Raw genomic sequence first — 13536 nt, 5'->3', positions numbered from 1 at the left:
TCGAATTACACCGGTGGATTTTGTATCGCGGCCCGAGTTCCTATAGAGTCATTCTCGCGCTGGTCAAGCCGGAACGGAAGTTCCCGAGACAAGCGCGATGCGGATGTGGCGCAGTGGTAGCGCATCACCTTGCCAAGGTGAGGGTCGCGAGTTCGAATCTCGTCATCCGCTCGAGTGTGACTCAATCTGGTGGTAAACACCAGAAGGAGTTTGCACGGGTTTCAACCCACAACACGGTGACGTGGCCGAGAGGCGAGGCAGCGGCCTGCAAAGCCGTCCACACGGGTTCGAATCCCGTCGTCACCTCGCAATGGGCGATTGGCGCAGCGGTAGCGCGCTTCCCTGACACGGAAGAGGTCACTGGTTCGATCCCAGTATCGCCCACCATTGAGGAGAAGGCCCCTGAGAAATCAGGGGCCTTCTTCGTGTCTCGTCGAAGTCCTGATCGGAAGGCGTGAGGCCCGTGACGAATCCCGAACACGGAGAGACCCGGGTGCTCTCGGCGGCCGGCACCAGCACTGCCCGCCCCGAACTCGAAGAACGCTACTTCCGCCGCATGGCTGCCGCCGTTGACGAGAAAACTCAGCTCACGGACTGGCTGCGCGGCGGTCGGGTCCTCGACATCGGTGCCGGGGGAGGAGAGCTCGCGGCGAGAATCGCAGTGCTCCCTGACATCGAAGAGACCATCGCACTCGACGACTCAGCCGATGCGATCGCGCATCTCGAGCAGATGCCCTGCATCACGGTGCGCTCAGGCTCCGCGGACCAACTGGAGGTGCTCGGCCTGCGTGACCTGGACGGCATCGTGATGAGCTCGGTCCTGCACGAGATCGCGTCGTACGGCCCGAACGGGCCGGAGAACGGGCGTCAGGCCGTCATGGCGAACCTCACGATCATCGCGAAGGCGCTCAGCCCAGGCGGAGTCCTCGTCATCCGTGACTTCGTGACACCCGCTCGACCGGATCGCCTGACGACGCTCGTCACCCCCGGCCACGATGGCGACGAGCTTCTCAGCGCCTACTTGGAGCGCGTTCCCCTCCCCGAGCTGAGGCGCCTCGAGAGCCTCGGCCAGCACCGCTTCGTCGGCTCAGCTCGCGTGGTGGCTGAGGCGCTGCTGACCGTGAACTGGGGCGCCGAGTCGCTGCCGCGCGAGACACAGGAGCAGTACTGTCAGTTCGAGCTGGACGAGCTCGTCGACGTCGTCGAAGCGCTTGGTGCCGGCCTGACGCTGGTGCACCGGGAGGCCTGGGTGCAGCCGGGGTACCGACAGCACCTGGCCGCCTGGTCCGTGCTCGAGCAGGACGGCACCCCGTGGTTCCCGGAGACGAAAGCCATCTGGGTCTTCGAGAAGGCGATCTCGCCGCTCTCGACACGCGCCTGATCGTGACCACGGTGGTTCAGTCCGCGTGAAGCGAGCCGGGTGGCGGTCATCGCTTCGTCCCCGACGGCCCCTCGAGTGCGGCCGAACCTCAGTCCTTCCACTCCCAGACCGTCGTCCGACCTCGGATCTTCACCCCAGTGGTGTCAGTGGTGACACGCACGACCCCCGTGCCCTCCAGCCACCGGCGGAAGTTCGGTCGATCGAAGGGCTCAGCACCGAGCGCCGCCCCGAGCGCCAGAGCCATCCCCGACGTGAACTTCTCGCCGAGCAGGGCTCGGGTGACGGCCCAGTCGCGCCAGAGGACCTCACCGAGCCGCACACGAGCCGCCTCGACGATCTGCGCGTGGTCGAAGGGGAGGTGGGGCACGCTGTCGAGCGGATGCCAGCGCAGTTGCCCGTCGCGCGCCTCGGCGCGCAGGAAGACGAGGCTGGCGAGCGAGATCGTGGCGCTGCGTGGGTCGCGCATCGTGCCGTCGAACCAGCCGAGCTGGCGCGTCAGTCGCACATCATCGTCCGGTATCCCAGCCTTCGTCCGCATCGCACGCAGCACGGGGCCGGCCCCGTGCTCCCCGGACAGCAGCAGGACGCCGGGGATGGCCTCCACCCCGGCGTGCGGCGCGTTCTCGCGCACCGCGACGCCGAACTCCAGCCGCTCGTCGCGATAGCGCACAGCGAGTGCATCCATCGCGACGAGCGGCTGGTCGTAGGACTCGGTCAACGCAGCACCGTCTGCCTCGCGAGCACCGCCCGAACCTCCAGGAACGTCTGCCGCCGCACGAAGGCGCCGTCCTCCCAGATGGGCTGCAGCAGGGACTCCGCCTCCTCGGCAGGCGTGGCCCGCTCGATCAGGCGCATGCGGCCATCGGCGTCCGTCACCACCGCTAGGCGGCCAGTCGCGCTCTTCTTCGTTCCGCTGTCCGTCACAGGGTCCTTCCGGATGTCGACGCCGCGACCATCGACCTGGATCCACGTCGCCTTGATCGCCGACATGAACGTGTCCCTGGTCTGGTACTGGTACCCGAAGCTTCCCATGCCGAAGACGACGTTGCCAGAAGCGAAGCCCTTCGCGGCCAGCCGCTCGGTGATCAGCACCGCCCGCTCGCGGGTGATGGAGTCACCGTAGATGGCCCCGATGTGTGAGTCGAGCTCCTTGTAGCCGGCCTCGTTCACCGTCCCGCCGAACGTGTCCCAGAGCAGTTCGATGACGCCCTTCCGCTCAGCCGCGCCAGCGTCCGGGGCTCCCTCCTCCACTCCACAGAGGATGTCGACGGGGTTCCCGGAGTCTGGCCGAATGACCAGCTTCCCATCCCGAGCGAGCACCTCTTCTCGGAGCGCCGGCAGGTACTCGGTGAGCACTCGCCAGAGATCGAAGGTGTCGGAGACGACGGAGACGATGCCGCTCGGGTAGAGGCCGAGCAGCCCCTCGAAGAGCTCACGCTCGCCGACCGTCGCGATACCCGCGCACATGACCGAGTGCTCCGTGGCTGGCACGCTGCCAGCGACGAACGCTCCGCCGTAGTGACGCTCGATCCAGTCGATGGAGACGAGTGAGTCGGTGCCTGTGAAGCTGAGCAGGTGCGCGGCGCCGCTCATCGCGGCGGTCTCGTTGGAGGACATCCCTCGGTAGGAGAAGTCGTGCCCCTGCCAGTCGACAGCAGCCAGGGGCGTCCCCGTTCTCCTCGCCGCGGTCTCGAGCGTCTCGCGCATCGCCTTGGCGATCGTCGCGGTCGTCGATGCCTGCCAGATCTCCGCGCTCAGCACCGTCTCGATGTAGTTGGTGAGCCAGAAGAAGTCGGGGTGCGTGTTCTCGATCGTGAAGCTCGGAACGCGAAGCGGCACTGCTGTGCCCTCCGGGACGGCACAGAACCGCAGGGGGAGGAAGCCGAGGCGGTGCAGCGCGCGGATGTGGGCGCTGCCGATCGTGTTCGGCCCGAGGATGCTCGCGAGACGAGCCTCGTAGGCCTGGCAGACCTGATCCTCGTCGGCCTCGAAGAAGACGCGGAAGCTATCCGCGTATCGCTCGAGGAACGCCTGGAGTCCGAAGTGCACGACCGCGCCGATGTCCGGGATGCGGGAACCGCGGTTGGTGTAGTTGGAGTAGACGCCGGTGACGTCGCCGGCGAGGCCGTACTGCTGGAGGTGGCCGAGCTTGTAGGCATCGGTCTGGAAGAGGGGAGCAACAGGTGTGTAGTCCATGGTCTTTCCTTTCGGGGGAGCTTGTAGCGTCGAGGTCGCGTCTGCCGCGACTCAGTACTCGACGTAGGGGGCGAGGATGTTCCGGATCGAGAGCACCTTGGTCGCGACGCCCTCGCGTGCGGAACCGGGGTGCGAGTCGGTGGTGATGATCTCGCCGAAGTGCTGTCTGAGGGCGGGGGCGTCGCCCGAGAAAACCCCGTGGCTCACGAAGAGCGTCAGGCGCTCCTTGGGCAGTCCAGTGGCCTCTGCCAAGCCCCTGAAGGTGCCGCCACCGTCGCAGATGTCGTCGACCACGAGGAGGCGCCCGTGGCGGGGGAGCGCCTCGCAGCTGAAGCCGGAGAGCTTCCCGGTCTCGAAGTCACGGTGCTTCTCGGCGCGGAAGAGCGGGAGGTGCAGTGCGGACGCAGCGGCCTGTGCTCGGCCGACGGCACCTGCATCCGGTGCGATGACACCGACGTAGTCGTGCGCGGATCCGACGCGTCCGATCGTCGCTCGCCGCACGTAGGGCGCCGAGCCGACGATCTTGACGTTGTCGATCAGGCCGGGAGCGACCGAGGAGTGGGGGTCGAAGACGATCACCTGATCGAGCCCGAAGCTGTTGATCAGCTCGGCGTAGACCTTCGCCCCGAAGGGGACGCCCCGGTCGGCACGAGCCGCCGGGAGATAGGGGAGGACCGCGACTGCCCGCTGTCCGAGCCGACGCGCGTAGTCGGCCCAGAGCCCAAGGGTGATGAGGTCGCTCGGATCGGCGCCCGTGACGGTCGCGTAGGCGGGCTTCTCTTCGAGATCCGCGGGGACGACGAGGGTCATCTCGCCTCCGGGAAATCGCAGGACTCGGATGGCGCTTGTGGCCTTCCAGCCGGAAGGCATCTGTGCTTGGAAGTGGATGCTCATGCTTCGACCGTACCAGCTATTCGTAGATTTACGAATAGCTCTCTCCGGGAGACGCAGGCAACACGCAGAAAGGCCCACCCGGATGAACCGGGTGGGCCTTTGCGCACGCGTCAGATCAGACGCGGCGGAACTGATTGACCAGCGGGCAGTCGAAGGGGTCGCGAGCCTGGAGGCCGACCCTGTTGAGGTAGTCGATCACGATGCCGTACGACTTGATGAGCGTCGTCTCGGTGTACGGGACCTCGAGGTTCTGGCAGTGCTCGCGAATGATCTCGCGAGCCCTGGCGAGGTGCGGGCGCGGCATGCTCGGGAAGAGGTGGTGCTCGACCTGGTAGTTGAGGCCGCCCATGAGCGCGCTCGCCCACCAGCCGCCGCTCACGTTCCGCGAGGTGAGGACCTGCTTGCTGAAGAAGTCCATCTTCACGTCGGCCGGGATGATCGGCATGCCCTTGTGGTTCGGGGCGAACGATGCGCCCATGTAGACGCCGAAGACGGCCATCTGCACGGCGATGAAGGCGAACGCCATGCCGAGGGGGAGCAGCCAGAAGATGGCTCCGAGGTAGATCGCGAAGCGGACCGTGATCATCGTGAACTCGATCCAGCGTCCCTTGATGGGCTGGCGAGTGAAGAGCGACTTGATCGAGCGGAAATGCAGGTTGTAGCCCTCGAAGGTGAGCAGCGGGAAGAACAGGTAGCCCTGCTTCCGCGTGATCAGTGCGAGGAGGCCGGTCTGCTTCCGAGCGTCCTCCTCCGTGAAGGAGATCGTGTCGAAGTCGATGTCAGGGTCTTTGCCCATCTTGTTCGGGTTCACGTGGTGCTTCGTGTGCTTCGTCATCCACCAGCTGTAGCTCATGCCGACGACACCAGCAGCGAGGAAACGACCGAGGCGGTCATTTCCCGGGCCGGACTCGAGCACCTGTCGGTGCGACGCCTCGTGGGCGATGAAGGCGAACTGCGTGAAGATGACGCCGAGGGCGGCAGCGATGAGCAGCTGGAACCAGCTGTCGCCGAGCAGGATGAACCCGGTGATCGCTCCGCCCAGTGCGAGGAGGAGACCAGCGGCCAGCATCCCGTAGAACCAGCGAGTGCGCTTGAGGAGGCCCATCTCGCGGATGACCTTCGACACGGCGCTGTAGCTCTGCGTGACGGATTTCGCTCCCGGGGTGCGGGGCTTGGTGGTACGGATCCGGCCGATGCCCTGGGGGAGCGCAGAAGATGAAGTCGTAATGTGAGGATCCCCTCGGTCGGCAACCTTTGGTTGTTTCGTTCGCCAAAGGCAGTGCGCCGATCGCTGACTTCAGGCTAGCGGGAGGAGCTGCCTTGTTGGCTGTGTATCTGTGCGAGTCGTCACCCAGCGTCTTCACACGCGATGTATCGCGATTGCGCGTATCTTGATGCAATCACGGATCGCGCCGGTCGGCGCACTTGGAGGAATCATGGCTTCGACGGGCAGCGGCGCAGGCGACACCACGGGCTCAGCGAGGGGTGAGCGGATGCGGGAGTCTGCGAACTCTGGCGCGCGCGTCCAGGCCGTCCACACAGGCCTGAAGAAGGTCGTGACCGGACGAGAGAGCGTCATCAAGAATCAGGCGGTGAAGCTTGCCGAGAAGCTCGACGTCAAGACCGAGGGCCGACACCACCAGAAGATCCGCCTGGCGCTCCTGGCCCTGAACAGCCTGGTCGACACGCTCGGCAAGGATGACAAGGCCGAGTCGGAAGCCAAGGCCTCAGCCGGCGCCGGTGACGCGAAGTCGGCAAGCGGAGACCCCCGCCCCTCGGCGACACCCCCCGATTCTGACGCGCCCGAGGACATCGGCACGTTCACGCCCCGCGAAGGGCGTCGGAAGAACTAGGCGTCCCGCTCCTCAGGGAGCGGGCTCCGTGCGCCGTGCGGAGGCAGTCGCGCGATAAAGTGGTCGCTTGTTCATGCCTAACGACAAGGAGCATCGTGACCAGCGATCCCGTTGACCTCGAGACCGAAACCCGCCCGCACGAGAACGGCGGCGCGACGACCACCGGATTCGAGCTCTTCACAGACCGCTCCGTCGTCGCGATGAAGCTCGACGGTGTGCTCGTCGACCTCGCCACCGTGGTGCCGGACGGGGCGATCGCGGAACCGGTGACGATCGACAGCGCCGACGGACTCAGCATCCTCCGCCACTCGGCCGCGCACGTCATCGCGCAGGCCGTGCAGAAGATCAACCCGGATGCGCGGCTCGGCATCGGACCGCCTATCACCGACGGCTTCTACTACGACTTCGACGTCGAGACCCCGTTCACGCCGGAAGACCTCAAGGCCATCGAGAAGGAAGCCCAGCGCATCCAGCGACAGGGGCAGCGCTTCGTGCGTCGGGTCGTGACCGACGATGAGGCACGGGCCGAACTCGCCGACGAGCCCTACAAGCTCGAGCTGATCGGACTCAAGGGCAGTGGCGCGAACGCCGACAACGAGTCGGTCGAGGTGGGCGCTGGTGAGCTCACTATCTACGACAACGTCGACGCGAAGACGGGAGAGGTCTACTGGAAGGACCTCTGCCGGGGGCCACACATCCCCTCGACCCGGATGCTCAGCAATGGCTTCTCGATCCTTCGCTCTGCGGCCGCCTACTGGCGCGGGTCCGAGAAGAACCCGCAGCTCCAGCGCATCTACGGAACGGCCTGGCCGACGAAGGACGAGCTGCGGGCCTACAAGGAGCGCATCGAGGAGGCCATGAAGCGCGACCACCGTCGCCTCGGCCGCGAGCTCGACCTGTTCAGCTTCCCGGACGAGCTCGGATCCGGGCTGCCGGTGTTCCATCCCAGGGGCGGGATCATCAAGCTCGAGATGGAAGAGCACTCGCGAAAGCGCCACGTGCAGGAGGGGTACAGCTTCGTCTCGACCCCGCACATCACGAAGGGGCGTCTCTACGAGATCTCCGGGCACCTCGACTGGTACCGAGACGGCATGTATCCGCCGATGCGCATCGACGAGGAAGTGGACGAGGCGGGCAACGTCACCAAGCAGGGCCAGGACTACTACCTGAAGCCCATGAACTGCCCGATGCACAACCTGATCTACAACCAGGGCGCGCACTCCTACCGTGAGCTGCCACTGCGGATGTTCGAGTTCGGCACGGTCTACCGCATGGAGAAGTCCGGCGTCGTGCACGGCCTGACCCGCGCACGCGGCTTCACCCAGGACGATGCCCACATCTACTGCACGCGCGACCAGATGCGGGACGAGCTGACCCGCACCCTCAAGTTCGTGCTCTCGCTGCTCAAGGACTACGGCCTCGACGACTTCTACCTCGAGCTGTCGACGAAGAACCCCGAGAAGTTCGTCGGCGACGACGCAACGTGGGAGGAGGCGACGCGCACGCTCGAGGAGGTCGCCACCGAGTCCGGTCTCGACCTGGTCCCCGATCCGGGCGGAGCCGCGTTCTACGGTCCGAAGATCTCCGTGCAGGCGCGCGACGCGATCGGCCGCACCTGGCAGATGTCGACCATCCAGCTCGACTTCAACCTGCCTGAGCTCTTCGACATGGAGTACGCGGCTCCGGATGGCACGCGCCAGCGTCCCGTCATGATCCACCGCGCCCTCTTCGGCTCGATCGAGCGCTTCTTCGGCGTGCTCGTCGAGCACTACGCCGGTGCCTTCCCGGTCTGGCTGTCGCCCGTGCAACTCGTCGCCATCCCGGTTGCGGAGCAGTACGGCGACTACCTCCAGGGCATCGTCGACGAGCTGCGATCCCACGGCGTGCGAGCCGAGCTCGACGCGTCCGACGACCGCATGCCGAAGAAGATCCGCAACCACACCAAGGCGAAGGTGCCGTTCCAGCTCATCGCCGGCGAGGACGACCGCGCCGCGAAGACGGTCTCCTTCCGCTTCCGCGATGGAACCCAGCGCAACGGCGTTCCGATCGAGGACGCGATCCGCCTCGTCCGCGGCGCCGTCGACGAGCACCTGCTCGTGAACACGGCAGAAGACCTGGCATGAGCGCGCTCGGGTTCCCCGAAGGCGAGCTCGACGGCCTCGACATCGAGCGCTCGGCTGACTTCGCCGGGGTGCCCGACTCCTTCCAGCGGCTCTGGACGCCGCACCGGATGGCGTACATCCAGGATGGTCAGGACCCCGCTCAGGATGCCTGCCCGTTCTGCGTCGGGCCCACGATGGACGACGAGAAGTCGCTCATCGTGGCCCGGGGCGAGCACGCGTTCGTGGTCATGAACCTCTATCCGTACAACTCCGGTCACCTGCTCGTGTGCCCGTACCGGCACGTAGCGATGTACGACGAGGCCTCCGAGGCCGAGGTGCTCGAGATCGCGCATCTGACGCAGACCGCGATGCGTGTACTCCGCGCCGTCTCGAACGTCGACGGCTTCAACATCGGGATGAACCAGGGTCGTCTGGCCGGAGCTGGCATCGCCGGGCATCTGCATCAGCACATCGTGCCTCGCTGGCAGTTCGACGCCAACTTCTTCCCGATCATCGCGAAGACGAAGGCGTTCCCAACGCTGCTCGGCGAGACCCGCCAGGCCCTCGCCGACGCCTGGCCGAAGGCCTGATCGACCGCGATTTGATTGGGCAGTCGCCCAATCAAGCCGGGACGCACGCGCGTCTACACTTGAGCCAATTCACCTCCGAACCGCCATGCACTCTCTGCACGCGGAAAGTAAGGACATCATGAGCGAAAGCACTGCCCCCCTCGTCGCCGCCGACGGGACCGTAGGCTCCAACCGGGTCAAGCGCGGCCTCGCGGAGATGCTCAAGGGCGGCGTGATCATGGACGTCGTCACCGCAGAGCAGGCGCGCATCGCCGAAGACGCCGGCGCTGTCGCCGTCATGGCCCTCGAGCGCGTCCCGGCCGACATCCGGGCGCAGGGCGGCGTCGCCCGCATGAGCGACCCCGACCTCATCGAGAGCATCATCGCCGAGGTCTCCATCCCCGTCATGGCGAAGGCTCGCATCGGGCACTTCGTCGAGGCGCAGGTGCTGCAGGCGCTCGACGTCGACTACATCGACGAGTCCGAGGTGCTGAGCCCCGCCGACTACGTCAACCACATCGACAAGTGGCAGTTCACGACGCCGTTCGTCTGCGGCGCCACGAACCTCGGTGAGGCGCTGCGCCGCATCAACGAGGGCGCCGCCATGATCCGCTCGAAGGGCGAGGCCGGCACGGGCGACGTGTCAGAGGCGACCAAGCACATCCGCAAGATCCGCGGCGAGGTCGCCGCCCTCACCTCCATGACCCGCGACGAGCTCTACGTCGCCGCGAAGGAGCTCCAGGCCCCCTACGAGCTCGTGCGCGAGATCGCCGAGACCGGCAAGCTGCCCGTCGTGCTCTTCACCGCGGGTGGCGTCGCGACCCCTGCCGACGCCGCGATGATGATGCAGCTCGGCGCAGACGGTGTCTTCGTCGGCTCCGGCATCTTCAAGTCGGGCAACCCGGCCCAGCGCGCCGCCGCCATCGTGAAGGCGACCACCGCGTTCGACGACCCTGCTGTGATCGCTGCCGCATCGCGCGGACTCGGCGAGGCCATGGTCGGCATCAACGTCTCCGACCTCGCGGCCCCGCACCGTCTCGCTGAACGCGGCTGGTAGCGAGGCGTTGGCGACTCCCGTAGTCGGCGTCCTCGCCCTGCAGGGCGACGTCCGTGAGCACCAGCAGGTGCTCACGGACCTCGGCGCCGAGGTGGTGCTCGTGCGGACCCCGGCGCAGCTCGAGGCGGTCTCGGGGCTGGTGATCCCCGGAGGCGAATCGAGTGTCATCGACAAGCTGTCTCGGATCTTCGACATCGCCCAGCCCATCCAGGATCGAATCGCAGCAGGGATGCCGGTCTTCGGCACATGCGCCGGCTTGATCATGCTCGCCGACACCGTCGTCGACGCGATCAGGGGTCAGCAGAGCTTCGGCGGCCTTAAGGTGTCGGTGCGGCGCAACGCCTTCGGCTCGCAGAACCAGTCGTTCGAGACGCAGATCGAGGTTCCGGAGCTGGGCGGGCCGGCCGTTCACGCCACCTTCATCCGCGGCCCCGTCGTGGATGCCGTCGGGAGCCGCGCCCGCGTCATGGCGGCACTCCCGGACGGTCGAGTGGTCGCCGTCGCGCAGGGCAACCTCCTCGGGACGTCGTTCCACCCGGAGATGAACGGCGAGACCCGGTTCCACAGGTACTTCCTCGACCGGGTCGCCGAGCACGCCGGCTGAACGACGCCACGCACCGACCGATTCGACAGAGAACCAGGAGCAGAACATGGCGAGACGCCGTCCGAGCAAGGCAGCCAGGAGCAAGCAGGTCAGCGATTCCCTCGCGGCCTTCATCCGCGAAGCCCCCTCCTCCTACCACGCGGCAGCTGAGGTCGCACGGCGGCTCGAGGATGCCGGGTTCACGTCACTCGACGAGCGCGATGAGTGGCCGCAGGAGGCCGGCGGCTACGTCGTCGTCCGCGACGGAGCGGTCATCGCGTGGCGAGTGCCGGAGTCCACGTCGCCGATCACGCCGTTCGCGATCGTCGGAGCGCACACCGACTCGCCTGGGTTCAAGCTCAAGCCGAACCCGGAGTCGACATCGCAGGGCTGGCAGCGCCTCGAGGTCGAGGTCTACGGCGGGCCACTGCTGAACTCCTGGCTCGACCGCGAGCTGCGCGTCGCGGGCCGTCTCGCCCTCGCTGACGGCACCACCGTGCTCGCCGCCTCAGGACCCATCGCGCGCATCCCGCAGCTTGCGATCCATCTCGACCGTGGCGTCAGCGAGCGCGGACTCGTCCTCGACCCGCAGCGCCACACCCACCCCGTCCTCGGTCTCGAGGCGGCGGGAGGCGTCGTGGCGGCGCTCGCATCCGACGCCGGGGTCGACCCGGATTCGATCACGGGCTTCGACCTCTTCCTCGCAGATGCCCAGGACGCCCAGCTCTTCGGACACGGCGAGGCGCTGTTCGCCGGGGCTCGCCTCGACAACCTCGTCAGCGTCCACGCCGCGACGACGGCACTCGTCGAGACCGTGCCGAGTGGCGTGATCCCCGTCATCGCGGCCTTCGACCACGAAGAGGTGGGTTCCGCGAGCCGTTCAGGCGCGGCCGGCCCGTTCCTCGGCGACGTGCTCGCTCGCATCCAGGAGGGCCTCGGTGCGGGACCTGCCCAGCAGCGTCGCGCGCTCGCCGCGTCATGGCTCGTCTCGAGCGACCTGGGCCACAGCGTGCACCCGAACTACCCGGAGAAGCACGACGACGAGACCCGGCCCATCGCGGGCCGAGGGACCCTCCTCAAGCTGAACGCGAACCAGCGCTACGCGACGGATGCGCGCGGGAGCGCACTCTGGACCGGCGTCTGCCAGAACGCCGGCGTGGCCGTGCAGGCCTTCGTGTCGAGCAACTCGCTGCCGTGCGGTTCGACGATCGGCCCGATCGCGTCCACCGAGCTCGGCATCTCGACCGTCGACGTCGGCATCCCCATCCTCTCCATGCACTCGGCCCGCGAGCTGGCCGCGATCGCCGACATCGAGGCCCTCGAACGCGCACTTGCTGTGTTCCTCGCGGGTGCTTGGCCGGAGCACGCGTAAACTAGACGAAGAGACCGCTCGCCGACGGCGACCAGTGGCGTCCACTTCTCGGGCCACGGTGTCAGCGTGCATACGAACAGCAGCAGGCGCCCACCGCAGGTGAGACGCGCTAGAACAACGGAGAACAGATGTCCGGACACTCCAAGTGGGCGACGACCAAGCACAAGAAGGCCATCATCGACTCGCGTCGCGCGAAGTCGTTCGCCAAGCTCATCAAGAACATCGAGGTCGCGGCGAAGATCGGCGGCGCCGACATCGCTGGCAACCCCACGCTGGCTGACGCCATCCAGAAGGCGAAGAAGACCAGCGTCCCGATCGACAACATCAACCGTGCCGTCAAGCGCGGCGCGGGCCTTACGGGCGAGTCGATCGACTACACGACGATCATGTACGAGGGATACGGCCCCGGTGGCATCGCGCTGCTCATCGAGTGCCTCACCGACAACAAGAACCGCGCGGCGGCCGAGGTACGGACGGCAATGAGCCGCAACGGCGGCAACATGGCGGACCCGGGCTCAGTTGCGTTCAACTTCGAGCGCAAGGGCGTCATCGTCGTCCCTCACGAGGAGACCCCCACCGAGGACGACGTGCTCGAGGTCGTCCTCGACGCCGGCGCCGAGGAGGTCATCGACCACGGGCACGTGTTCGAGATCCGCACGGAGGCCAGCGAGATGGTCGGCGCACGCACGGCCCTGCAGGCCGCTGGCATCGACTACGACTCCGCCGACGCCGAGTTCGTGCCGAACGTCAAGGTCGAGGCCGACGCCGACACCGCTCGCAAGGTGTTCCGCCTCATCGACGCACTCGAGGACAGCGACGACGTGCAGAACATCTTCACGAACATCGACGTCTCCGCCGAGGTGCAGCAGCAGCTCTCCGAAGACGACGAGTAGTCCGAGTGCCGCGGCGAATCCTGGGCATCGACCCCGGCCTCACGCGCTGCGGCCTCGGCATCGTCGACGCGCACGGCCGACAGCGTGTCGAGTTCGTGCACGTCTCGGTGGTCACATCAGCTCCCGGAGATGAGTTGCAGCGGCGCCTCCGACTCCTCGCAGACGGCATCGAGGCCGTGCTCGACGAGTTCAAGCCGGATGCCATCGCCCTGGAGCGCGTCTTCGCCCAGCAGAACCTCCCGAGCGTCATGGGGGTCGCCCAGATCTCTGGGGTGATCCTCGTCGCGGCGGAACGTCGGGGCATCGCCGCTGTCCTGCACACCCCGTCGGAGGTCAAGGCCGCCGTCACCGGCTACGGCTCAGCCGAGAAGAAGCAGGTCGGCACGATGGTGCAGCGCATCCTCCGACTCGATGACATCCCCAAGCCGGCCGACGCCGCCGACGCGTTGGCGCTCGCTATCTGCTCGGCTTGGAAATCCCCGCTCGACGCCCTCACTCCCGCGAGGGGCCAGACGCCAGCGCAGCGAGCCGTCGCGTCAGCCGGGCGGCCTGCGGACGCGCCGACAACCGCGCAGAGCGCGTGGCTCGCCGCCGAGCGTGCCGCGAAATCCCGCGGCCGCCGCGTACGGTAGACCG

General features: G+C 67.0%; 13 protein-coding genes and 3 tRNA genes. 12 read left to right on the top strand and 4 right to left on the bottom strand.

The genetic code is table 11. The features are described 5' to 3' along the window. Window positions 1–99: 99 nt before the first annotated feature. The 4 genes from C5E06_RS09320 to C5E06_RS09305 all read left to right on the top strand — a co-directional run bounded on the left by C5E06_RS09320 (window position 100) and on the right by C5E06_RS09305 (window position 1381). Window positions 100–171 (top strand) — tRNA-Gly (locus tag C5E06_RS09320). A gap of 64 nt (window positions 172–235) precedes the next feature. Beyond that, window positions 236–306, top strand: a tRNA-Cys gene (locus C5E06_RS09315). Between the two features lie 6 nt (window positions 307–312). After that, a tRNA-Val gene (locus tag C5E06_RS09310) sits at window positions 313–387 on the top strand. A gap of 76 nt (window positions 388–463) precedes the next feature. Then, window positions 464–1381, top strand: a complete 918-nt coding sequence (locus C5E06_RS09305) for a methyltransferase domain-containing protein (protein WP_146081340.1) — start codon at window positions 464–466, stop codon at window positions 1379–1381. 88 nt (window positions 1382–1469) lie between these two features. Here the strand turns inward: C5E06_RS09305 and C5E06_RS09300 are convergent, their stop codons facing one another. From C5E06_RS09300 to C5E06_RS09285, 4 genes are all read right to left on the bottom strand, one after another. Continuing rightward, the gene (locus C5E06_RS09300) at window positions 1470–2099 is read right to left on the bottom strand and encodes an NUDIX hydrolase (protein ID WP_104306657.1); all 630 of its coding nucleotides are present in this window, start codon (window positions 2097–2099) and stop codon (window positions 1470–1472) included. Then, window positions 2096–3577 carry a nicotinate phosphoribosyltransferase gene (locus C5E06_RS09295; RefSeq protein ID WP_104306656.1) on the bottom strand — a complete coding sequence of 494 codons (1482 nt, stop codon included), beginning with the start codon at window positions 3575–3577 and terminating at the stop codon, window positions 2096–2098. Before C5E06_RS09295 ends, C5E06_RS09300 begins: the two co-directional genes overlap by 4 nt. A 51-nt stretch (window positions 3578–3628) precedes the next feature. Then, window positions 3629–4471 carry a phosphoribosyltransferase family protein gene (locus tag C5E06_RS09290; RefSeq protein ID WP_104306655.1) on the bottom strand — a complete coding sequence of 281 codons (843 nt, stop codon included), beginning with the start codon at window positions 4469–4471 and terminating at the stop codon, window positions 3629–3631. Window positions 4472–4586: 115 nt separating this feature from the next. Further along, a complete protein-coding gene (locus tag C5E06_RS09285; RefSeq protein ID WP_258063165.1) occupies window positions 4587–5666 on the bottom strand; it encodes an acyl-CoA desaturase in 1080 nt (359 codons plus the stop codon). A 241-nt stretch (window positions 5667–5907) separates the two neighbouring features. Between C5E06_RS09285 and C5E06_RS09280 the strand changes: the two genes are divergently transcribed. The 8 genes from C5E06_RS09280 to ruvC all read left to right on the top strand — a co-directional run bounded on the left by C5E06_RS09280 (window position 5908) and on the right by ruvC (window position 13532). Beyond that, window positions 5908–6324, top strand: coding sequence for a hypothetical protein (locus C5E06_RS09280; protein ID WP_104306654.1), 417 nt, complete (start codon window positions 5908–5910; stop codon window positions 6322–6324). A 200-nt stretch (window positions 6325–6524) separates the two neighbouring features. After that, complete coding sequence (thrS, locus tag C5E06_RS09275) at window positions 6525–8447, top strand: threonine--tRNA ligase (RefSeq protein ID WP_104242059.1); 1923 nt, start codon at window positions 6525–6527, stop codon at window positions 8445–8447. After that, window positions 8444–9016 carry an HIT domain-containing protein gene (locus C5E06_RS09270; protein WP_104298766.1) on the top strand — a complete coding sequence of 191 codons (573 nt, stop codon included), beginning with the start codon at window positions 8444–8446 and terminating at the stop codon, window positions 9014–9016. Before thrS ends, C5E06_RS09270 begins: the two co-directional genes overlap by 4 nt. A gap of 118 nt (window positions 9017–9134) precedes the next feature. Continuing rightward, window positions 9135–10052, top strand: a complete 918-nt coding sequence (gene pdxS, locus C5E06_RS09265; protein WP_104241300.1) for a pyridoxal 5'-phosphate synthase lyase subunit PdxS — start codon at window positions 9135–9137, stop codon at window positions 10050–10052. Between the two features lie 7 nt (window positions 10053–10059). Beyond that, entirely contained in the window at window positions 10060–10656 is a 597-nt protein-coding gene (gene pdxT / locus C5E06_RS09260) for a pyridoxal 5'-phosphate synthase glutaminase subunit PdxT (protein ID WP_104306653.1), read from the top strand. Between the two features lie 46 nt (window positions 10657–10702). Further along, window positions 10703–12007, top strand: a complete 1305-nt coding sequence (locus C5E06_RS09255) for a M18 family aminopeptidase (protein WP_104306652.1) — start codon at window positions 10703–10705, stop codon at window positions 12005–12007. A gap of 128 nt (window positions 12008–12135) precedes the next feature. Continuing rightward, entirely contained in the window at window positions 12136–12900 is a 765-nt protein-coding gene (locus C5E06_RS09250; RefSeq protein ID WP_104241297.1) for a YebC/PmpR family DNA-binding transcriptional regulator, read from the top strand. Window positions 12901–12905: 5 nt separating this feature from the next. Beyond that, window positions 12906–13532 (top strand): crossover junction endodeoxyribonuclease RuvC, encoded by a 627-nt coding sequence (ruvC, locus tag C5E06_RS09245; protein ID WP_104306651.1) that lies wholly within the window; start codon window positions 12906–12908, stop codon window positions 13530–13532. The last annotated feature ends 4 nt before the right edge of the window (window positions 13533–13536 follow it).

It is taken from the genome of Pseudoclavibacter sp. RFBI5 (assembly GCF_002931395.1).
Classification (GTDB): domain Bacteria; phylum Actinomycetota; class Actinomycetes; order Actinomycetales; family Microbacteriaceae; genus Pseudoclavibacter.
This window is presented reverse-complemented; position numbering and strand designations above follow the sequence as displayed.

Excerpts from the sequence above, each read along its gene's own strand:
- C5E06_RS09295 (WP_104306656.1), bottom strand. The coding sequence starts at position 3,577 with ATGGACTACACACCTGTTGCTCCCCTCTTCCAGACCGATGCCTACAAG.
- thrS (WP_104242059.1), top strand. The coding sequence starts at position 6,525 with ATGAAGCTCGACGGTGTGCTCGTCGACCTCGCCACCGTGGTGCCGGAC.
- C5E06_RS09280 (WP_104306654.1), top strand. The coding sequence starts at position 5,908 with ATGGCTTCGACGGGCAGCGGCGCAGGCGACACCACGGGCTCAGCGAGG.
- C5E06_RS09250 (WP_104241297.1), top strand. The coding sequence starts at position 12,136 with ATGTCCGGACACTCCAAGTGGGCGACGACCAAGCACAAGAAGGCCATC.
- C5E06_RS09290 (WP_104306655.1), bottom strand. The coding sequence starts at position 4,471 with ATGAGCATCCACTTCCAAGCACAGATGCCTTCCGGCTGGAAGGCCACA.
- C5E06_RS09270 (WP_104298766.1), top strand. The coding sequence starts at position 8,444 with ATGAGCGCGCTCGGGTTCCCCGAAGGCGAGCTCGACGGCCTCGACATC.
- C5E06_RS09255 (WP_104306652.1), top strand. The coding sequence starts at position 10,703 with ATGGCGAGACGCCGTCCGAGCAAGGCAGCCAGGAGCAAGCAGGTCAGC.
- pdxS (WP_104241300.1), top strand. The coding sequence starts at position 9,135 with ATGAGCGAAAGCACTGCCCCCCTCGTCGCCGCCGACGGGACCGTAGGC.